Annotated in this window: 21 protein-coding genes; 10 read left to right on the forward strand and 11 right to left on the reverse strand. The window is 69.3% G+C overall.

Going from position 1 to position 19270, the window contains the following annotated elements:
* Positions 1–85: 85 nt before the first annotated feature.
* Positions 86–1129, forward strand: a complete 1044-nt coding sequence (locus JOD67_RS11015) for an LLM class flavin-dependent oxidoreductase (RefSeq protein ID WP_205117336.1) — start codon at positions 86–88, stop codon at positions 1127–1129.
* Here JOD67_RS11015 and JOD67_RS11020 read toward each other — a convergent pair.
* From JOD67_RS11020 to JOD67_RS11035, 4 genes are all read right to left on the reverse strand, one after another.
* Positions 1122–1520: a DUF1304 domain-containing protein gene (locus JOD67_RS11020; RefSeq protein WP_205117337.1), complete on the reverse strand. Its 399-nt coding sequence runs from the start codon at positions 1518–1520 to the stop codon at positions 1122–1124. The two genes, JOD67_RS11015 and JOD67_RS11020, sit on opposite strands and share 8 nt — an antisense overlap.
* Positions 1521–1564: 44 nt before the next feature.
* Positions 1565–1819, reverse strand: a complete 255-nt coding sequence (locus JOD67_RS11025) for a helix-turn-helix domain-containing protein (protein ID WP_205117338.1) — start codon at positions 1817–1819, stop codon at positions 1565–1567.
* A 113-nt stretch (positions 1820–1932) separates the two neighbouring features.
* Positions 1933–3132 (reverse strand): MFS transporter, encoded by a 1200-nt coding sequence (locus JOD67_RS11030; RefSeq protein ID WP_205117339.1) that lies wholly within the window; start codon positions 3130–3132, stop codon positions 1933–1935.
* Between the two features lie 80 nt (positions 3133–3212).
* Entirely contained in the window at positions 3213–3938 is a 726-nt protein-coding gene (locus tag JOD67_RS11035; protein ID WP_205117340.1) for a GNAT family N-acetyltransferase, read from the reverse strand.
* A gap of 157 nt (positions 3939–4095) precedes the next feature.
* Here JOD67_RS11035 and JOD67_RS11040 point away from each other — a divergent pair, with 157 nt between their 5' ends.
* Complete coding sequence (locus tag JOD67_RS11040; protein WP_205117341.1) at positions 4096–5280, forward strand: glycosyltransferase 87 family protein; 1185 nt, start codon at positions 4096–4098, stop codon at positions 5278–5280.
* Here the strand turns inward: JOD67_RS11040 and JOD67_RS11045 are convergent.
* Positions 5215–5610 (reverse strand): RNHCP domain-containing protein, encoded by a 396-nt coding sequence (locus JOD67_RS11045; RefSeq protein WP_275577069.1) that lies wholly within the window; start codon positions 5608–5610, stop codon positions 5215–5217. The genes JOD67_RS11040 and JOD67_RS11045 overlap by 66 nt on opposite strands.
* Positions 5611–5873: 263 nt before the next feature.
* Positions 5874–6725, reverse strand: a complete 852-nt coding sequence (locus JOD67_RS11050) for a GNAT family N-acetyltransferase (protein ID WP_205117343.1) — start codon at positions 6723–6725, stop codon at positions 5874–5876.
* Between the two features lie 14 nt (positions 6726–6739).
* Between JOD67_RS11050 and JOD67_RS11055 the strand changes: the two genes are divergently transcribed.
* Together JOD67_RS11055 and JOD67_RS11060 are read left to right on the forward strand one after the other, a co-directional pair.
* The gene (locus JOD67_RS11055) at positions 6740–7255 is read left to right on the forward strand and encodes a GNAT family N-acetyltransferase (RefSeq protein WP_205117344.1); all 516 of its coding nucleotides are present in this window, start codon (positions 6740–6742) and stop codon (positions 7253–7255) included.
* A gap of 10 nt (positions 7256–7265) precedes the next feature.
* Positions 7266–8009: a sulfotransferase family protein gene (locus tag JOD67_RS11060; RefSeq protein ID WP_205117345.1), complete on the forward strand. Its 744-nt coding sequence runs from the start codon at positions 7266–7268 to the stop codon at positions 8007–8009.
* On the opposite strand, the gene JOD67_RS11065 is transcribed toward JOD67_RS11060, so the two are convergent.
* Positions 7993–9678: a dolichyl-phosphate-mannose--protein mannosyltransferase gene (locus JOD67_RS11065; RefSeq protein ID WP_307782354.1), complete on the reverse strand. Its 1686-nt coding sequence runs from the start codon at positions 9676–9678 to the stop codon at positions 7993–7995. The genes JOD67_RS11060 and JOD67_RS11065 overlap by 17 nt on opposite strands.
* Positions 9679–9733: 55 nt before the next feature.
* Between JOD67_RS11065 and rsmI the strand changes: the two genes are divergently transcribed.
* Positions 9734–10579, forward strand: a complete 846-nt coding sequence (rsmI, locus tag JOD67_RS11070; RefSeq protein WP_205117347.1) for a 16S rRNA (cytidine(1402)-2'-O)-methyltransferase — start codon at positions 9734–9736, stop codon at positions 10577–10579.
* Positions 10580–10935: 356 nt separating this feature from the next.
* On the opposite strand, the gene JOD67_RS11075 is transcribed toward rsmI, so the two are convergent.
* The 3 genes from JOD67_RS11075 to JOD67_RS11085 all read right to left on the reverse strand — a co-directional run bounded on the left by JOD67_RS11075 (position 10936) and on the right by JOD67_RS11085 (position 13073).
* On the reverse strand, positions 10936–11637 hold the full coding sequence (locus tag JOD67_RS11075) for a hemerythrin domain-containing protein (protein ID WP_205117348.1): 702 nt from the start codon (positions 11635–11637) through the stop codon (positions 10936–10938).
* A gap of 50 nt (positions 11638–11687) precedes the next feature.
* Positions 11688–12422 (reverse strand): DUF899 family protein, encoded by a 735-nt coding sequence (locus JOD67_RS11080; RefSeq protein ID WP_239553807.1) that lies wholly within the window; start codon positions 12420–12422, stop codon positions 11688–11690.
* Positions 12423–12497: 75 nt separating this feature from the next.
* Positions 12498–13073: a HEAT repeat domain-containing protein gene (locus JOD67_RS11085; protein WP_205117350.1), complete on the reverse strand. Its 576-nt coding sequence runs from the start codon at positions 13071–13073 to the stop codon at positions 12498–12500.
* On the opposite strand from JOD67_RS11085, the gene metG reads away from it, so the two are divergent.
* From metG to JOD67_RS11110, 5 genes are all read left to right on the forward strand, one after another.
* The gene (metG, locus tag JOD67_RS11090; RefSeq protein WP_239553808.1) at positions 13072–14679 is read left to right on the forward strand and encodes a methionine--tRNA ligase; all 1608 of its coding nucleotides are present in this window, start codon (positions 13072–13074) and stop codon (positions 14677–14679) included. The genes JOD67_RS11085 and metG overlap by 2 nt on opposite strands.
* Positions 14679–15512, forward strand: coding sequence for a TatD family hydrolase (locus JOD67_RS11095; protein WP_239553809.1), 834 nt, complete (start codon positions 14679–14681; stop codon positions 15510–15512). Before metG ends, JOD67_RS11095 begins: the two co-directional genes overlap by 1 nt.
* Positions 15513–15743: 231 nt before the next feature.
* Positions 15744–16853, forward strand: a complete 1110-nt coding sequence (locus tag JOD67_RS11100) for a resuscitation-promoting factor (protein ID WP_205117352.1) — start codon at positions 15744–15746, stop codon at positions 16851–16853.
* 23 nt (positions 16854–16876) lie between these two features.
* A complete protein-coding gene (gene rsmA / locus JOD67_RS11105) occupies positions 16877–17746 on the forward strand; it encodes a 16S rRNA (adenine(1518)-N(6)/adenine(1519)-N(6))-dimethyltransferase RsmA (protein WP_307782355.1) in 870 nt (289 codons plus the stop codon).
* Between the two features lie 5 nt (positions 17747–17751).
* The gene (locus JOD67_RS11110; RefSeq protein WP_307782734.1) at positions 17752–18648 is read left to right on the forward strand and encodes a 4-(cytidine 5'-diphospho)-2-C-methyl-D-erythritol kinase; all 897 of its coding nucleotides are present in this window, start codon (positions 17752–17754) and stop codon (positions 18646–18648) included.
* Here JOD67_RS11110 and JOD67_RS11115 read toward each other — a convergent pair.
* A complete protein-coding gene (locus JOD67_RS11115) occupies positions 18645–19226 on the reverse strand; it encodes a Uma2 family endonuclease (protein ID WP_205117354.1) in 582 nt (193 codons plus the stop codon). The genes JOD67_RS11110 and JOD67_RS11115 overlap by 4 nt on opposite strands.
* Positions 19227–19270 lie beyond the last annotated feature (44 nt).

The following is a 19270-nucleotide window of genomic DNA, read 5'->3' on the forward strand; positions in this document are numbered from 1 at the left end:
CCGATCATGGTCAGGCCTGCCCCAGGGGCGGAGTCAAGGAATCGAGACTCTGGCCAATTCCTACTTATCTAGTAGGCTTTGACGCATGACCCTCGAGTTCCTCTGGTACATCCCGAACACCGTCGAGCCCGGCCATCGCGGCGACGACACTGCGGACGGGTGGGGCACGCTCGACTTCTCCACCGACCTCGCCGTCGCGGCCGAGAAGCACGGCTGGAGCGGTGCGCTGATCGGAACGGGGTGGGGACGCCCGGACACGTTCACCGTCGCGACGGCGCTGGCCGCGCGTACGTCGACGTTCCGCCCGCTCGTGGCGATCCGCCCCGGCTACTGGCGGCCGGCGCACTTCGCCAGCGCCGCGGCGACGCTCGACCGGCTCAGCGGCGGCCGGCTGCTGGTGAACATCGTCAGCGGGCAGGACAACCTCGCTGCGTACGGCGACAGCGAGGGCGACCAGGCTCAACGATACGCGCGAACGAAGGAGTTTCTGCAACTCGTTCGGCGCCTGTGGACAGAGGAGAACGTCACGTTCGCCGGCGAGTACTTCCAGGTGGAGAACTCGACGGTGGCCCCGCGCCCGTCAGGCACCGGGCCGCGCCTCTACTTCGGCGGCGCCTCGCCGGCCGCCGAGCAGGTGTCGGCGACCGAGGCCGACGTGCAGTTGTTCTGGGGCGAGCCGCTCGCCGGCATCGCCGACCGGATCGCGCGGCTGGAGGGGCTGAGCCGTTCGCTCGGACGGGCACACGCGCCGCTGGAGTACGGGCTGCGCATCACGACCCTCGTACGCGACACCGCCGAGGAGGCGTGGCGCGACGCCGAGGCGAAGGTCGCGAAGCTGGCGGATGCGCAGCGGGCGCCGCGTCCGCAGTTCTTCAAGGCTGTTGGTCAGCAGCGGTTGCTCGAACTCGCCGAACGCGGTGAGGTGCTGGACTCCTGCCTGTACACGACGCCGGGGAAGTTCGGCGGTGGTGGCGCCGGCACGACCTGGCTGGTCGGCTCACCCGACGACGTCGCGGACGCGCTGCGTGCGTACGCCAAGCTCGGCATCACGCACTTCATCCTGTCCGATACCCCGTACAAGCAGGAGATCGCGCGCGTGGGCGACCAGCTGCTTCCGTTGCTCAGCTGAACGCGAGCGCGATCAGGGCGATGAGTGGTGGGATGGCCTGCCCGAGCGGGCCGGTGATGCTCCCGCCGGTACGAAGGCCGAGCCGATCGGAGAGGAAGAGAACGCAGCCGGCCAGGAACATGGCCGCCATCGTGAAGACGAGCAACGTCCTGCCGGCGACGTCGTTCCCGGCCCACCAGAGGATGACGCCGACGATCGCGCCGATGGCGAGGAACAGGTTGTAGAAGCCGATGTTGAACGCCCACACGCGCATCGGCTTGACGTCCTCGGCGGTCGCGCCGAAGACCCCGTGGTAGACGCGGGGACGTTCGAACAGAACGGACTCCATCACGAACACCACGACGTGGAAGAGTCCAGCTAGCAACGCGAAGATCTGCGCGAGGAGCGCCATGGCGACATCACCGTCCTTGTCAACGACATCTTGACACGGGAGGGTCAGTCGACCGAGAACCGCTCCCACGCGGACTGCCGGCTGACTCCCAGTGCCTTGCCGATCTCCTCCCACGTGGCGCCCTGCTTGCGGGCGAGGCGGACCGACTCCGCCAGCGTGGTCTCCATGGACTTGATGCCCTGGGTGATGCCGGTGATCACCTTCATGGGCTCGGCTCGCCAGTCACCGCTGATTCCGACGGTGACGTCGACCTGCACCGGCTTGTCGAGGTCGTCGAAGTGTTCTGTCGTCTTCTCCATGCCTGTCAGGATGTCCTGACGCACGCATGTTTGTCAAGGAGTCCTGACAAGCGCGTGGTTATCCACAGCCCTTGCATCGTCGGTTGCCGTTGGTTCGGTAGCGAGCGAGGCTTTCAGGCATCCGTGCTCGACCCGGCGGTCCTTGACAACTGCAGAGAGAAACGGCGACTGGCGGTCCATAGTGCGGCGACCGCCAGGGTGACGGCGGCAACCGCGAACGGGGTCCAGGGGGCGAACTGGGCGACGATCCAACCCCCGAGCGCGTTGCCGGCCGCGGCGCCCACGAGGGAGGCGGCGACGATCGACGTGTAGGCCTGGGTCAGTGAGCCCGCCTGCGCGACGTCGTCGAGCAATGCGGACGAGGAGATGGCAGCGGGCGTGAGGACGAGGCCGAGTACGGCGAGCGCGGCCAGCAGGGCGAGCGGCCACCCTGCTGCCGCGGCGGCGAGGAGCAGGGCGCCGGTGCCGAGCAGTTGGGCGCCGAGCAGGCGGCGGACGTGCGGGGTGCGCCAGGCCTTGGCGCCGTACGCGGCACCGCCGACGAGCTCGCCCGCCGACAGGGCGGCGAAGAGCACGCCCGCGAACGAGGCGGTGCCGGTGGCCACGGCGGCCGCGGGGATGCCGACCGCGAGCAGGCCGGCGGACAGTCCTGCGAGGACGCCGCCGACGAGCAGGGTCCGTGCGCCGGCGTTCGACCCGCGCCGGGTCCTGGACCGCTTTGGCGGCTGCCAGCGTCGGGACGCCGGCGTGGCCGCGAACAGGATCCCGGCGCCTCCGGCCATCACGCCGGCGACCAGGACGGCGACTGCCGGCCGGGCGACGAGGAGCAGCGCGGAGACGACGAGCGGGCCGAGGATCAGCGCGACCTGGAACTGCATCGAGAGCATCGCGTACGCGGTGTCTCGACGGTCCCGTTCGGCGACGAGCTCGGGCCAGAGCACCCGCATGCAGCTGAGTACGGCCGGGATGCAGGCGCCTGCGACGAAGGCGAGCAGCATCAGCCAGCTCAGCGGCGCTCTGGCGCTGATCACCAACAGGACAAGGGATCCCAGGCATGCGAGCCCGGTGGGTACGAGCACGCGTGGCTGTCCGTACCGGTCGATCAGCCTCCCTTGGAGCAGCAGTCCGATGGCGTTGCCGGCGGTGAGCGCACCGCTGACGGCGCCGGCGAGGGCGAAGGAGCCGGTGCTGGACCGGACGAACAGGAGCACGCTCAGCGTGAGCATGCCGATCGGGAGAGCGCCGACGAAGCTGGCCAGCGCGGGGAGCGCGGCACCGGGGACGCGCAGTAGACGTACGTATGGGCGGAACACGACCAAACCTCCAGGTGTGTTCCCACCCATCGACCCTGTGCACGTGCTGTTCTGTTGTCAGTCGCAGCTTACCCGTTGCGTCAACGGGGAACCATGGCCCGCAAGGGGCGGTACGACATGCCGAGCGACTCGTACAGCTTGCGTGCGGGCACGTTGTCGGCGTCCACCATGAGCGCGGCGGCGCCGAAGTCGCTGACCAGCGTCGCTATGGCCGTCGCGGCGATCGCCCTTCCGTAGCCCTTGCCGCGAGCAGCGGTCGAGGTGGCGACGCCGGCGAGGAAGCCGACGCCCTCGGTCGACCACGCGTCGGCACCGCACGCGTCCAGGCCGTCCAACCCGTCAGAACCGCGGACGATCCACCAGCGGGCCACGCCGGGCTTGCCGGGGCGCGCGAGCGAGGTGGGGAACGCGGCCTCGAGCAGGGCGTCGATCGCCGGCTCTTCGGTCACGGTGGCGAGCTCGGCGCGCGGGTCTGGCGCGGGTGCGAGCGTGGTCTGCATCCAGCCGAACACGCGGCGCAGGTCGTACCCGGGCAGCCGTTCGTGCAGCCTGGACAGGAGATCCGCGTCTCCGATCGGCCACAGCGCGCTGTCGCCCGTGGTCGCCGCGACGAGCCGCACTACGTCCTCGAGCGCACCGTCGACCACGAGCAGGTCCTTCCCGGCGAAGTCGACGGCGATCGCCACCGCGCCAACGCTGTCGTCCGTCCAGGCGCGCACGCCCGGGCGGAAGCCCTGGGCGGACCAGAGCAGGTACGGGTCGTCGGTCAGCGCTCGCAGCTCGTCGAGGGTGTGGATCGATCGCATCCTCCCTTGCTACCAGAGCTAGCAGAACGGCGGAAAGCGGTCAGGGCGCCGGGGCGATAGCCTCGGACGCATCGACGAGCGGACCGCGACCCGGCACAGCACACCAGGCGAGCAGGGCAGTACGGAGACCACGGCTCGCGGTGGGCGCGCCCGGAGGGTGTTCGCGGCCGCCGCGGTGGTGACGCTGCCGTTCGTCGTCGCGCTGATCGCGCTGCCGATCCTCACCAAGGGCACGCTGATCCCGTGGCATCCGATCACCGTCGACCTCGACGTGTACCAGTTCTTCGCGAGGGAGCTGCTGCGCGGCGGTGACATCCTCACCGCGCGCGAGCCGCGGTTGGGTCTCCCGTTCACCTATCCACCGTTCGCGGCGCTGCTGTTCGTCCCGCTCGCGCCGCTCCCGCAGACGCTCGCCCAAGCGGGCTGGATCCTGCTGAACGTCGTCGCCCTGGTGCTCGTGATCCGACGGCTCGGGCTGCACGGCTGGAAACTCAGCCTGGTCACGGCCGTGTGCATCGTGTTCGTCGAGCCGGTGCGAGCCACGTTCACGTTCGGCCAGGTCAACCTCGTCCTGCTCGCGCTGGTCTTCCTCGACCTCACCCGACGCCACGCCCACCGCCTGCAGGGTGTGGCGACGGGCATCGCCGCGGCGATCAAGCTGACGCCTGGGCTGTTCGTGATCTACCTGTTGTTCGCGCGGCAGTGGCGCGCCGCGCTGACGGCCGTCGTCTCGGCCGTCGCGGTCACCGCCGTCACCGCTTTGGTCTTGCAGCGCGAGACGTTCGGGTACGTACGCATGCTGCTGGCCGGCGAGATCTGGCCGGGCGCGACCTACTACGTCACGAACCAGTCCGTCCTCGGCTCCACGACCCGCCTCCTGGGCGAAGGCGGCGCGGCGCCGGTCGTGGGCATCGTGCTCGCGGTCGTGGTCGGCCTCACCGCCGCGTACGCCGCCGCGCGCTGGCATCGCCGCGGCCAGCTCGTCCTGGCAGTGACCTTGTGTGGACTCGGCAGCCTGCTCGCCAGCCCGATCTCGTGGAGCCATCACTGGGTCTGGGTCGTGCCGCTCGCGGCCACGCTGTTCAGCAGCGAGCTGACCCGAGTGATGCGTTGGAACGGCGCGGTGTTCGTCGTGTGGACCGCGTTGGCTCCGTTCACGTGGGCGCTCCCGCGAGGGAGCCAGATCGAGCTGAGGTACGAGCCGTGGCAGCTCGCGGTGAGCTGCCTCGGCACGTTCCTGGCTGTCGCGTTCGTCGTGGCCGCGCTGGTGGCGGCACTACAGCCCGCTGAGCAGCTCGAGCGGGAAGGGCGGTTGCGCCAGCGGGCGAATCGCCATCCTTAGCAGCAACAACGGGTTGTCGTCGCCCGCGGTGCGGTTGAGGTGGATCTCGTCGCAGCCGGTGCAGCGATGGAGCAGCACCCATTCGCCGTCGCCGCGTACGGAGATCGCGATCGGTTCCATCGAGAAGCCACACGTCGCGTCGCGGTCGCCCGGGACGTCGTCGTCGAGATGCCTGCTCCACAAGCAGTTCGGGCAGTGGTTGCGATGCGCCGTGCCAGGTGCGTCCATCGAAACGTCCAGCCGGCACCTGGTGCAGCGGAACGTCGTCGCCGGTCGAAGGCGGTCGCGTCGGCGTGGTTTGTACTTACGAGACTGGTGAAACTGGGACAAGGGAGGAGCCCTTCATGCGCTGATGACCAAGGAAAGGACGGGCGCGCACTGCTGGAAGGGCGGTCACGAGCAGCCGATCATCACTCCGGCGAGAGGCACGGAGCGGCGGCTATTTAGGACTCGCGGCCGGGACCTGCAAGCAGGCGCAGCGAGACCGTCCTGACGGTCATACAACGCCTCCTCCCCTGGTCCCAGTCTCGATCGGGTCGCCACCCTGACGACCGAGACAAGTGGACCCCGAACGAGGGGTCGCGTGCAACGGATTATTCGTGCGGCTCGTACGTCGCGCGTCGGCCGATCGTCGCGAAGCCCAACGAGTGATAGAGGTTCGCCGCGTTCGGGTTGTTGACGTTCACGTCGAGCATGCACGTCTTTCCGCCCTCGGCACGCATCCGTGCGAGGACGTCCGCGACGAGTGCGGCGCCGAGTCGCCGGCCTCGGTACGCCGGGTCGACGCCCACCTGGATGATCCAGTCCGACGTGGTTGTGATGAACGCCGCCGGGTTGCCTTGGAGCGCGGCGAACAGGGACAGATCGGGTCGGAAGTCGTCGTCGACCATCCAGCCGGTCCACTGCTCGTACGTCCAGTCGGGGAAGCCCGGACGGTCCCGGAACGAGGCCTGATAGGCCGCGAAGAACTGCCCGCTGGTGTCTTCGGACCATGCCTCCACGGTCACGCCGTCCGGGTACGCGACCGCCGGAACGGCAGCTCCGAGGTCGTGCCGCATGACGTCCTCGGCGAACGTGCACGCCAGCCCGTTCCGCGCGTAGAGCCGCTCGGCGGACTCGCTCAACGCCTCGGTACGGATCCGCAGCTTCGTCCCCGGAGCGAGCTGCTTGGTGGCCCACTCGAGCAGCCGCCGGCCGAGCCCGTTCCCGCGGAGCGTCGGGTCGACCATGCCCGAGGAGTCGGTGAACTCCCCACGGACGTTGACAGAACCCACCGCGAGCAGCCTGCCAGTCGCGTCCTTCGCGCCGATCGACGTGACCGACTCGCCGAGGAAACGCTCGGCCGACAGCTCCAACGCGCCACCATCGATGGCAGCGCAGCGCTCGACGAGCGCCACCAACGCGTCGTGGTCCGTGGGGTCGAGCGGTCGCCAGGTGACCTCCATCCGAGAATGGTCGCATGTCGGTAGTCACGCTTCGTCCGCTTACGCGCGACGACATCGCCCTGGTCATCGAGGTCGAGAACGACCCCGACGCGGCGGGTGAGTTCTCCTGGTTCGGCTTTCGTTCGTGGACGGCGAACGAGCCGGTGAAGGCACTGCGCGAGGACGGCGGTCATCTCGCCGTGGTCTCCGAGGCGGGCCACTTCGTCGGCGACGTGTCGTGGCGGTTGTCGATGAACGCGCCGCCGCCGAACGGTGCGTGTTGGGCGATCGGCATCATGATCCTGCCGGCGTTCCGGGGCTGCGGGTACGGGACCGAGGCGCAGCGCGAGCTCGTCTCGTACCTGTTCGCGCACACACCGGCCGTCCGGATCGAGGCGAGCACCGAGGCGGGCAACGTCGCCGAGCAGAAGGCGCTCGAGCGGGCCGGCTTCGTCCGCGAGGGCGTGCTCCGGAATGCGGTGTTCCGAGCCGGCACGTACCACGACATGGTGATGTACAGCACGCTCCGCGAGGAGCGCGACCTGCCGTAACCTTCGTACCGTGAGGGTGATCGGGGTCGGATTCGGCCGTACGGGCACGTCGTCGATCAAGCTCGCGCTGGAGCAGCTCGGGTTCGCGCCGTGCCATCACATGAGCGAGGCCACCAGGGACCCCGAGCACATGGCGCCGTGGATCCACTTCGCGAACGGCGATCCGGTCGACTGGAGCGAGGTGTTCGGCGACTACGAGGCGACGGTCGACTGGCCCGGCGCCGCGGTCTGGCGGGAGCTGATCGACGCCTTCCCGGATGCCAAGGTGCTGTTGACGGTGCGGGACCCGGACAAGTGGTTCGCCAGCGGGAGCTCGACGATCTTCCGGAACCTGCGGCACTCGACGTCGGTGTGGGAGAGCCTCGCGCGGCTGGTGGTGCAGCTGAACTTCCCGCGGTTCCGCCCGTTCGGGATCGCGATGCGGCGGTTGATCACCGACCGGCAGTTCGGCGGGGACCTGGTGACACGGGACAACGTGGTGCGCGTGTTCGAGGCGCACAACGCGGCCGTGCAGGTATACGTGCCGGCCGACAAGCTGCTGGTCTACGAGGTGTCGCAGGGCTGGGAGCCGCTGTGCGCGTTCCTCGGCGTCCCCGTTCCGGACGCGCCCTTCCCGCGGGTGAACGACGCCGAGTCGATGCAGCGGCGGCAGAAGGAACGACTCCAGAAGTCGATCGTCCGCACCGCCGCCGCTGTCGGTGGGCTCGTGGTCGCGGGAGCCCTGGTGTGGCGCTGGGTCAGACCCAGGTCTTGAGCCACATCCGGCTCAGCCACTCCGCGTACGTGATGGTCTGGTCGGTGAGGATCGGGAACAGGTACGCGAAGTTCAGCGCCACCAGTAACACGAAGCCGCCCACCAACGCCGCACCCCACATGCGGCGGTTGGGTGGGGCTTCGGGTGGGCCGAGGACCTTGCCCAGCACCAACGTGGCGCCGATGACGAGGAACGGCAGGATCACGATCGCGTAGAAGTAGAAGATGGGGCGGTCGTCGTACTGGAACCACGGGATCCAGGTCGCCGCGACGCCGAGCACGGGGATGCCGAAGCGCCAGTCGCGACCGGCGAGCCAGAACACCAGGCAGGCGATGACCGCGATCGTCGCGCCCCACCAGAGGATCGGGGTGCCGATGCCGAGGATCTCCTGGACACAGCGATCGGTCGAGCACCCCTTGTCCGGGCCGATCTTGTCCACCCAGTCGAACGACACTGGCCGCCCGACGACGAGCCAGCTCCAGGGGCTCGACTGGTACTGGTGGGTGTCGGTCAGGTTGGTGTGGAACGTCCAGATCTCCTGGTGGTAGTGCCAGAGCGACCGCAGCGGGTCGAACAAGCCAGGCAGCGGGTTCGGCAGCGAGACGCCGAGGAAGACCGGGTCCTTGTCCGTCGCCCACTTGCGGTCGTACCCCGTCGTCGTGACCAGCCAGCCGGTCCAGGACGCCACGTACACCAGCGCTGCGGTGAAGACCATCGTGACGAACGCGACGAACGCGTCGAGGATCGCGCGGAAGAAGGTGCTCACGCGGAAGAGCGTCGAACGTACGGCCCGCCGAGCGCCCCAGTCCCACCAGACGGTCAGCAGCCCGAAGACCGCGAGCGGGATGATCGCGCTCCACTTGGTCGCGATCGCGAGCCCGAAGCACAGACCGGCGACGAGGCGCCAGGGGCGCCAGAGCAGGCGTGGCCCCCATTGGCCGGGCGCGATCCGGCCGAGTGGCTCGGCGGCATCCGCGATCCGGCGGCGCATCCAGTCCCGGTCGATTAGCAGCGTGCTCAGGCCCAGCAGCAGCCAGAACATCACCGGCAGGTCGAGCAGGGCGATCCGGCTCTCGACCAGGTGCAGGCCGTCGAGCGCGAGCAGCAGCGCGGCGACGCAGCCGAGCAGCGTGGAGCGGGTGAGGCGGCGTACGAGGCGCGCCATCACCAGGATCGACAGCGTTCCGAGGACGGCGATCGCGACACGCCAGCCGAACGGGTTCATGCCGACCGCCCACTCGCCGAGCGCGATCAGCCACTTGCCGGCCGGCGGATGGACGACGAACGACGGCTGCAGCGGGTTGACGAAGACGTTGAGGTTGCCGCCGACGATCAGGTCGTTGGCCTTCTCGACGAACTGGTGCTCGACGCCGTAGTTCAGCAGCGACCAGGCGTCCTTGGGGTAGTACGTCTCGTCGAAGACGAACTTCGCGGGGTTGCCCAGGTTCCAGAACCGGAAGAAGCCGGCCACCGCGGTGATCAGCAGCGGTGCGAGCCAGCCGATCACGCGGTCGACGGGCATCGGTGGCGAGAGTCGCTCGCGCAGCGGCGGGATCCGGAGGCCTTCCGCGTCGCGCCCGACGGTCGTGGTCGGGCCGTTCGTGGGGGCGTCGGGGGCCGGGCGCGGGTCGAGGCCGTCCTCGAGATCGCGGCCGGTCGTCGTCGTCACCCGGGCCATGGTACGGACGTCGGATTCGAACCGCCGTCGTGGTGTGGGTGCGAGGATGGCGGCCGTGACAGCTGGCGTACTCGTCCTGGCGGCGACCCCGATCGGCTCGTACGAGGACGCGCCGCCCCGGCTGCGGACCGAGCTCGAGGCGGCGGACGTCGTCGCGGCCGAGGACACCCGGCGGCTGCGCCGGCTGACCGACGCGCTGGGTGTGGTCGTCGGCGGACGCGTCGTGTCGTACTTCGAGGGCAACGAAGCACGGCGTACGGCCGAGCTCGTCGATGCGCTCACCGACGGCTCGCGGGTCGTGCTCGTGACGGACGCCGGGATGCCGTCCGTCTCCGATCCGGGCTACCGGCTGGTCGCGGCCGCCGTGGCGGCCGGGGTGCGGGTGACGGCGGTGCCCGGGCCGTCGGCGGTGCTCACCGCGCTGGCGGTGTCGGGGCTGCCCGTGGACCGGTTCTGCTTCGAGGGCTTCCTGCCGCGCAAGGCGGGGGAGCGTTCGTCGCGGCTGGCGGGCCTCGCCGCCGAACAGCGGACGATGGTGTTCTTCGAGGCGCCGCATCGGTTGGGCGCGATGCTGGCCGCGCTGGTCGAGGCGTTCGGAGCCGAACGGTCGGCAGCCGTGTGCCGGGAGCTGACGAAGACGTACGAGGAGGTGCTCCGCGGCCCGCTGGCCGAACTCGCCTCCTGGGCCGAGTCGTCGGAGGTGCGCGGGGAGATCACCGTGGTCGTCGGCGGGGCACCGGCGGTCGTGGCCGCCGACGCCGACTTCGCGGCCCTGGTCGCCGCCCGGGTCGACGCCGGGGCGACGACCAAGGACGCGATAGCCGAGGTGGCCGCGTCGACGGGCGCGCGGAAGCGCACCGTGTACGACGCGGTGATCGCGGCGAAGCGCTAGGGCGCGCGTCGCTCGAATAACGGTGGTCAAGCGCGCGGCGCTAGGCGCCCGTATGGGCGTGGCGCAGGAGGAACTCGATTGGCTATGTGGGTGACGAGCCGCACCGCGTCAAGGCGGACTCTGCTGATCCCCGCCCTGGGGCCATTGATCATGTTTACATGATCATTGGCCTCTTTACGTGGGGTGGACGCCAGGTAGAGCGGCCACTGGCCGGGTAAGGCGACGACACGCTTCACCTACGGAGCACCTTCCCGCTCAGCTCACTCGAGACGTCGCAACGCCAACTCTCCCCAGCAGGACAGACACGTCCGTCCTACCCAGGCCACCGTCGTCCACCAACACCTGACATCCCGAGGCTAGGACAGGCTCTCGGCCGGAACGGGGGCGAGGTCGGCGGCTGGCGTTCCCTCCCACGCTGCCTTCCGGCGCCGCTGGTACGGGCCGCCCAGCAGGTTGAGCAGGATCCACCTCGGCACGGCGGGGATCTTGCTGACCATCAGCTCCCGGACCTCCGGCGTCGCGTTGTCGAGCACCCAGTGCCCTTCCATCGCCAGGTCCGAGAAGGACTTGGGCTTGATGAACGCGCGTTCGCCGAGCTCTTCGTACTCCGTGTCCGTCAGCACCTGCGCCACGACCGGCATCATCTGCTGCTCCTCGCGGGCGAGGTGCGGCAGCAGCGCCGCCTCCAGCTGGTCCACGGCCGCCAGCACCTCGGCCGCGTCGGCCGACCCGGCGGCGTACGCGGTCCCGACCTTCTCGATCCCGCCGATCGGGCCCGCGATGCGCTTGTGGTCGGCGTCCATGACGTCGAGCAGCGCTCCGGCCGACGGCTCGCGCCGCCTGATCTCCGGCCACAGATGCGTGTCCTCGCCGGTGTGATGGACGTGCAGCGAGTGCATCAGCCACACCAGGTGCTCGCCGATGGCGCGTCGCCGTTCCTGGGCGATCTCCCCGTCTGCGGTCAGCACCATCCGGACGCGGCGCAGGTCGCGGCGCAGCGCGGAGTGGACGATCCCCATGTCCCGGATGTCGGCCGGGCCCCCGGTTTCACGGCTCATGCGAGCCAAGCTTGCCCGAGGGCCCTTCACATGGGCTCAACGCCGGGCTACTACGCGCCGGGCGACAGGTCGTCCGACCGGCCCGCGGCGAGCCGGGACCACTGCGCGGTGGGTCGGCCGTTCAGCCGGAACTGCTCCCCAGCCGTGGCGAACTGACCCGGCCAGCCCTCCGGCGAGTCCTCCCAGGGCTCCTGCCGGCCGTACACCGTGAGGTCGAGCAGGTGGTAGCTGTTCGCGCCTGCCTCGGTGCCGCGGCCGGTCGACCAGTACGTCTCGAAGACCCGGCCGTCCGTACGCAGGTAGCTGGCGTAACCGCCGAAGTGGCGCTCACCGAGCAGCTCGCCGGCCGCGTCGCGGGCGGAGTACCAGGGCATCTCCCAGCCCATGAACTTCTGGTACCGCGAGCTCTCCTCGTACGTGCCCTGGCAGAACGTCGCGTACGTGACGTCCCGGCTGTGCAGGTAGGACAGCTCGAGCGCCTGTCCGGTGAAGAACGTGCAGCCCTCGCACTGTTCCGCGGCGGCGTTGCCGTCGTGCCACATGTGGTAGTAGACGAGCAGCTGGCGGCGGCCCTCGAAAGCGTCGATCAGCGGCACCGGACCGTCCGGACCGACCACCGGGACCGTCGCGTCCACCTCGACCATCGGCAGGCGCCGCCGGGCGGCCGCGATCGCGTCGCCCTCCCGCGTGTGCGCCTTCTCCCGGACGAGCAGTTTGTCGAGCTCCGCCTCCCAGGTCGCGCGGTCGACGATCGCGGGCGTGCCAAAGCTGGTGTCGGACGTCATCATGCGTACCTTTCGTCGCTTCTCTGGAGCTCCTTACCCCTGTTGAGACCCGGAGAAGGGCGCGGACTCATCGCGTCAGGGCAGTCCGAGGTGGTCGATGTCGCGGTCCAGGCGCTTCGCGAGCCGTTCCAAGGCCCGGGCGGCCTGAACGCGGACCGAGGACTCGTCGTCCTCGAGCAGGGCGCGCAACGGGCCCGCGTGCTCGGACTCGCCAACCGTGCCGACCGCGCGGGCGGCCGCGGCGCGGACGCGCGGGATCTCGTCGGCGAGAACGGGGAGCAGCGCGGCGGCTGCCTCGCCGACCTCGCACTTCACGGCGACCTTGCCGGCCAGTTCGCGCACCCGCCACGCCTCGTCGGACAGGCCGGCGACCACGACCGGGACGGCGGCCGGGTCCCAGGCGTAGAGGAACGTCCGCATCGCCCACACCCGAGCCCAGTACGGCGGACCCCAACGGCCGGCCATCACCTCCGAGCCCTGCCCGTTCGCGATCGCCGGCAACAGGTCCGGATCGTCAACCCAGGAACCGGAACGCAGCAACGCCACGCAGCGCAGGACGAGCTCGCGCTCGCCGAACTCGCGTACGGCGGCGGCCACGAGGTCGGCCGGCGACAGGTGCTCGGGATCGCCCACCGTAGGATTTTCCATCATGGTCGACACCTCGCGCTCCATGGACGCCAAGCAGAGCAAGGCGTTCTACGTCACCACACCCATTTACTACGTCAACGACGCCCCGCACATCGGGCACGCGTACACGACCGTCGCCGCGGACGTGCTCGCGCGATGGCACCGGCAGCGGGGCGAGACCGTGTGGTTCCTCACGGGCACCGACGAGCACGGCCAGAAGGTCATGCGCAGCGCAGAGGCCAACGGCATGAGCCCGCGCGAGTGGTGTGACCGCCTCGTCGAGACCGCGTGGAAGCCCGTTCTGAACGTCATCGACGCGAGCAACGACGACTTCATCCGCACGACCGAGCCGCGGCACACCGAGCGCGTGCGGGAGTTCTGGCAGCACCTGTACGACACCGATCAGGTGTACCAGGGCTCGTACGAGGGTCCGTACTGCGTCAGCTGCGAGGAGTTCAAGCTCCCGGGCGAGCTGCTCGACGGCGAGAACGGCGAGAAGCTCTGCCCGATCCACCATCGGCCCGTCGAGATGCTGTCGGAGCACAACTACTTCTTCAAGCTCTCGACGTTCGCGGACCGGCTGCTCGCCTACTACGAGGACAACCCCGACTTCGTCGCGCCGGAGAGCGCGCGCAACGAGGTCATCGCGTTCGTCAAGCAGGGTTTGCAGGATCTGTCGATCACGCGCTCGACGTTCGACTGGGGCATCCCGGTCCCGTGGGACGAGGACCACGTCCTCTACGTCTGGATCGACGCACTGCTCAACTACGTCACCGCGGCGGGCTATCGCGCGGAGCCGTTGATGTTCGAGCGGACATGGCCAGCCGACGTGCAACTCGTTGGCAAGGACATCCTGCGCTTCCACGCGGTCATCTGGCCCGCGATGCTGATGGCGGCCGGCCTGCCGCTGCCGAAGAAGGTGTTCGCCCACGGCTGGCTGCTGGTCGGCGGCGAGAAGATGAGCAAGACCAAGCTCACCGGCATCGCCCCGAGCCAGATCATCGACACGTTCGGCTCGGACGCGTTCCGCTACTACTTCCTGCGCGCCATCCAGTTCGGCTCCGACGGCTCCTTCTCCTGGGAGCACCTGACCGCCGTCTACACCGCCGAGCTCGCGAACGGGCTCGGCAACCTCGCCTCGCGCGTGGCCGCCATGGTCGGTCGCTACTTCGACGGGAAGCTCCCCGAAGCCACCGACCATTCCCCGGCGGAGGAAGCGCTGGCCGAGGAGCTCCGCACCACCGCGGTCCAGGCCGACGTCGCGGCCGTCGGGCTGAAGTTCCACGAGGCGCTCGCGGCGATCGAACGGTTCGTCGGCAGGGTCAACGTGTACGTGACCGAGCAGGAGCCGTGGAAGGTCGCGAAGGACGAGTCGCCCGAAGCTCGCGCACGGCTCGCCACGATCCTCTACACCGCCGCCGAGTCGCTCCGTGCGGTCGCCGTTCTGCACAACCCGGTGATGCCGAAGACGGCGGCCGCGTTGTGGGCGTCGCTCGGCGCGGAGGAGTCGCTCGGCAAGCTCGAGGAGCAGCTGATCGAAGACGTGAGCCGCTGGGGCCAGCTCCCCGCCGGCGCGACGGTCACCAAGGGCGACGTGCTGTTCCCGCGGATCGAGGAACCCAAGGAATGATGCCCGAGGCGCCGGCGCCCCTCGCGGCGCCGGTGATCGACTCGCACTGCCACCTCGACGTCGTTCGCTACGGCGCGGCCGACGCCGACGTCCTGCCGGTCGAGGACGCGCTGCGCAAGGCGTCCGAGGCGAACGTCACCCGCATTGTCCAGATCGGCTGCGACCTACCCGGCGCGCGCTGGGCGGTCGAGGCGGCCGAGACGTACGACCAGGTCGTCGCCGGCGTCGCCCTGCACCCGAACGAGATCCCCGGCCTGCTCGCCGCCGGCACCCTCGACGAGGCGCTGGCGGAGATCGGCCGGCTGGCCCAGACGAGCGTACGGGTCCGGGTGATCGGCGAGACCGGCCTGGACCACTTCCGTACGCCCGAGGACGGCTGGAAGGGCCAGGAGGACGCGTTCCGGGCTCACATCGAGCTCGCCAAGCGGCACGACAAGGCGCTGGTCATCCACGACCGGGACGCGCATGCCGACATCCTGCGCGTGCTCGACGACGAGGGCGCGCCCGATCGGGTCGTCATGCACTGCTTCTCCGGTGACGCGGCGTTCGCCCGCGAATGCCTCGCCCGCGGCTTCTTCCTGTCGTTCGCCGGCACGGTGACGTTCAAGAACGCCGACGACCTCCGTGCGGCCCTCCGGGAGACCCCACTGGACCGCCTGTTGGTCGAGACCGACGCCCCGTACCTGCCGCCTGTCCCGCATCGTGGGCAGACGAACGCGAGCTACCTGATCCCGTTGACGGTCCGCGCGATGGCAGCCGTCAAAGAGCTGCCCGAAGAGGCACTGTGCGCCGCGATCGAGGCGTCCTCGGTGTCCGTTCTGGGCGAATGGTGACCACCGCTGCGTGTGTCGATGATCACAGTGAGTGCCCAGAATGGCAGACTTCGGCACGCAGAGTTGATCGCGTTCGACAACCCCGTTATGGTCCCGTGACGTTGGCCGGAGTCGGGGAAGTCTTCGGCAGCACTGCATCAGACGAGCGGCACCCGGTCACTTAGGTGCCGCTTTCCGGGGGTCTGGGTAGAGCTGTTCCCCGTGTCCGGGACGTTCAAGCATCGGAGAACCGTGCGCAAGTCGATTCTCATCGGCGCGGTCGCGACCGGGGTGGTTGGAGCCCTCGGCGTCGGCAGCGTCGCCTACACGGCCCTCGACAAGACGGTGACCCTGTCGGTCGATGGCCAGACCAGAACGATCCACACCTTCGGCAGCACCGTCGGTGACGTTCTGGCCGGTGAAAAAGTCCAGGTGGCCTCGCGCGACGTGGTCGCGCCTGGAACGGACGCCAAGCTGGTCGACGGCGCTCGGATCGCGGTGAAGTACGCCCGCCCGCTGACGCTCACCATCGACGGCAAGCAGTCCAAGCACTGGGTGACCGCGCTCAGCGTGAACGGTGCGTTCGAGGAGCTGGGCCTGCGTTACAGCGGCGCCGCCCTCAGCGCGAGCCGTTCCGCCGGCATCGAACGGGCCGGCCTCAGCCTCGACGTGAAGACGCTCAAGCGGCTCGACGTCGTTCACGACGGCAAGACCACGTCGGTCGACGCGACCGCGCTCACGGTCGGCGAGGCGTTGAAGCAGGCGAACATCAAGCTCGACAGTGACGACCTCGTCTCGCCGAAGCTCACGACGCTGCTGGCCAACGGCACGAAGGTCACGATCAAGCGGGTCTCCACCGTCACCCGCACGCTCGACGTCGATCTCCCGTTCAAGAAGGTCAAGAAGGACGACGACTCTCTGTTCGAGGACCAGACGAAGACCGAGCGCGCTGGCGAGACCGGGCTGAAGAAGCAGGTCGTCCGGATCACCTACATCGATGGCAAGAAGGTCAAGACCGTCCTGGTGTCGGAATCGGTTGTCCGTAAGGCGATCGACAAGATCGTCCGCGTCGGCACCAAGGAGCGCCCGGAGGAGAACGGCGGCGGCGGGAACGTCGGCGGCGAAGTCGACAGCCTCAACTGGGCCGCGCTCGCCGACTGCGAGTCCGGCGGCAACCCGCGCGCGGTGAACCCGAACGGGCACTACGGGCTGTACCAGTTCTCGCTGTCGACCTGGCGGTCGGTGGGCGGGTCTGGCAACCCGATCGACAACTCGGCCGGGGAGCAGACGTACCGCGCGAAGCTGCTGTACAAGAAGGCCGGCGCGGGGCAGTGGTCCTGCGGGCATCACCTGTTCGACTAGAGGTTGCCGGTAGCGTTCGGCATGTGATCGACGACGCGTCCGCCGGATCGGCAGGCACCCGCCTGCTTGGTCCGGCGGACGTGCGTCAGCTGGCCGCGGCTCTCGACGTCCATCCCACCAAGCAGCGTGGGCAGAACTTCGTCATCGACGCCAACACGATCCGGCGGATCGTACGGGCGGCGGCGATCGAGCCGGACGACGTCGTGCTCGAGATCGGTCCTGGGCTCGGCTCGCTCACGCTTGGTCTGCTCGACGTCGCGGCTGTCACGGCGGTGGAGATCGAGTCGGCGTTCGCCCAAGCGCTGCCAGAGACCGTTGCCACGTACGCGCCCGATCGCGCCGACCGGCTGACCGTGGTCGAGGCGGACGCGATGCGCGTCGAGGAGCTGCCGGATCCGCAGCCGACGAGTCTGGTGGCCAATCTCCCCTACAACGTTTCCGTTCCGGTGTTGCTGCACATTCTGGAGCGGTTCCCCACTGTCGTGCGTGGGCTGGTCATGGTGCAGCTCGAGGTCGCCGACCGGCTGGTCGCCGCGCCGGGTTCGAAGGTGTACGGCGTGCCGAGCGCGAAGCTGGCCTGGTACGCGACGTCGCACCGCGCGGGCCTGGTGGGGCGGACCGTGTTCTGGCCGCAACCTCGGGTTGACAGCGGGTTGGTGGCGTTCACGCGGCGTCCGGCACCCTTGGCGAAGGTCGAGCGCAAGGCCGTCTTTACGGTCATCGACGCGGCGTTTGCCCAACGGCGTAAGACGTTGCGGGCCGCGCTCTCCACGCTCGCCGGGTCCGGAGTGCGCGCCGAGGAAGTGCTGCGCGCCGCGGGCGTGGACCCGTCCGCGCGCGGCGAACAGTTGAACGTCGAGGAGTTCGCCCGCATCGCTGAGGAGCTGGCTTGAGCAGCGTGGTCGTACGTACGCCAGCGAAGATCAACCTGGCGTTGCTGGTCGGGCCGCGTCGCTCGGACGGCTACCACGAGCTGGCGAGCGTTTACCAGGCCGTGTCGTTGTACGACGAGGTGACCGCGACTTCCTTGCCTGCTGGGGAAATCTCGATCTCAGTGAGCGGACTCGGGGCCGAGCACGTTCCGGTGACGGAGGACAACCTCGCCGTCCGGGCCGCCTCGCTGCTGGCCGAGGAGTGTGCGATCGACGAGGGCGTCGCGTTGACGATCCGCAAGAGCATCCCGGTCGCGGGCGGGATGGCGGGCGGCAGCTCGGACGCGGCGGCCGCGCTCGTGGCCTGCGATGCCTTGTGGGGAACGGAGTTGGACCGTGAGGAGATGCTCGCGGTGGCGGCACGGCTGGGCAGCGATGTCCCGTTCTGCGTCGTCGGCGGTACGGCGGTCGGCTCGGGGCACGGCGAGCTGGTGACGCCGGCGTTGGCACGCGGGACGTACGCCTGGGTGCTCGCGTTCGATCCCGAGGGGCTGTCGACGCCGGCGGTGTTCAGCGAGTTCGACCGCATGCTCGACGATCCGGAGCTGACCGCCTCACCAACGGTGCCGTCCGACCTGATGGCGGCCCTGCTCGCCGGCAACCCAGTGGCGCTGGGGCAGGCGTTGACGAACGACCTCCAGCCCGCGGCCCTGCGGCTCCGCCCGAGGCTGCGGCGCGTCCTGGACTTCGGCACCGAGCACGGCGCCCTCGGCTCCCTGGTGTCGGGCTCGGGCCCGACCTGCGTATTCCTCGCCCGCGACAACGACCACGCCGTCGACCTGGCCGTGACCCTCTCGAGCTCCGGCCTCGTGTCGTCGGTCAAGCCAGTCAGCGGCCCCGTCCCAGGAGCCCGCGTGATCTAAGCGAGCAAATCCCTCGGCCGCACCTTGACCTTGCCGGGTCCGAAGTCCAGCTCCGCCTCATCCTCCGGACCGAGGCAATGGCGCTCCACGTATCCGCCACCGACGAGTTCGAAGATGAGTATCTCGGGGACCTCGGGATCGATCACCCAGTAGCGCGGCAGACCGACTGCCGCGTACTTCGCGAACTTGCGCATGAGATCGGCGGCTCGGTCCGTCGAGAGTACCTCGACGGCGAGGTGCGGAATGCCCTTGAAGCGCTTCTGATCCTCGGTTTCGGGGAAGACCATCACGTCCGGACCGAACTCGTCATCGGCGGGCTTCCAGCCCCAGCTCATCGTGACATGTGCGCCCTCGGGCATGGCATCGTCAAGCAGGCGGGCCAGTCTGAAGCACATTGCCTGATGAGCTCTGCTGGGAAGTGCGGCCATCACCAGTTCGCCGTCGATGTACTCGCCGCGGACCTCGGGGCCAAGGGCCTCGTACTCCTCCCAGGGCATAGGGAAATGCCCGGGGACCTCGACCATCGCTGCCATAGCATTCACGGTACCGCCTTCGTCGTCGAACGTGCGTACGATCACCGTATATGAATCAATGCGTTCGACGTGAATCAGGCGTCCGTGGA

Source organism: Tenggerimyces flavus, from assembly GCF_016907715.1.
GTDB lineage: Bacteria > Actinomycetota > Actinomycetes > Propionibacteriales > Actinopolymorphaceae > Tenggerimyces > Tenggerimyces flavus.

What these genes read in the sequence shown, in the direction of transcription:
- rsmI (WP_205117347.1), top strand. Translation starts at nt 9,734, where the DNA reads ATGGCGGCCGTGACAGCTGGCGTACTCGTCCTGGCGGCGACCCCGATC.
- JOD67_RS11080 (WP_239553807.1), bottom strand. Translation starts at nt 12,422, where the DNA reads ATGACGTCCGACACCAGCTTTGGCACGCCCGCGATCGTCGACCGCGCG.
- JOD67_RS11085 (WP_205117350.1), bottom strand. Translation starts at nt 13,073, where the DNA reads ATGATGGAAAATCCTACGGTGGGCGATCCCGAGCACCTGTCGCCGGCC.
- JOD67_RS11095 (WP_239553809.1), top strand. Translation starts at nt 14,679, where the DNA reads ATGCCCGAGGCGCCGGCGCCCCTCGCGGCGCCGGTGATCGACTCGCAC.
- JOD67_RS11035 (WP_205117340.1), bottom strand. Translation starts at nt 3,938, where the DNA reads ATGCGATCGATCCACACCCTCGACGAGCTGCGAGCGCTGACCGACGAC.
- JOD67_RS11075 (WP_205117348.1), bottom strand. Translation starts at nt 11,637, where the DNA reads ATGAGCCGTGAAACCGGGGGCCCGGCCGACATCCGGGACATGGGGATC.
- JOD67_RS11055 (WP_205117344.1), top strand. Translation starts at nt 6,740, where the DNA reads ATGTCGGTAGTCACGCTTCGTCCGCTTACGCGCGACGACATCGCCCTG.
- JOD67_RS11020 (WP_205117337.1), bottom strand. Translation starts at nt 1,520, where the DNA reads ATGGCGCTCCTCGCGCAGATCTTCGCGTTGCTAGCTGGACTCTTCCAC.
- JOD67_RS11025 (WP_205117338.1), bottom strand. Translation starts at nt 1,819, where the DNA reads ATGGAGAAGACGACAGAACACTTCGACGACCTCGACAAGCCGGTGCAG.
- JOD67_RS11015 (WP_205117336.1), top strand. Translation starts at nt 86, where the DNA reads ATGACCCTCGAGTTCCTCTGGTACATCCCGAACACCGTCGAGCCCGGC.
- metG (WP_239553808.1), top strand. Translation starts at nt 13,072, where the DNA reads ATGGTCGACACCTCGCGCTCCATGGACGCCAAGCAGAGCAAGGCGTTC.
- JOD67_RS11050 (WP_205117343.1), bottom strand. Translation starts at nt 6,725, where the DNA reads ATGGAGGTCACCTGGCGACCGCTCGACCCCACGGACCACGACGCGTTG.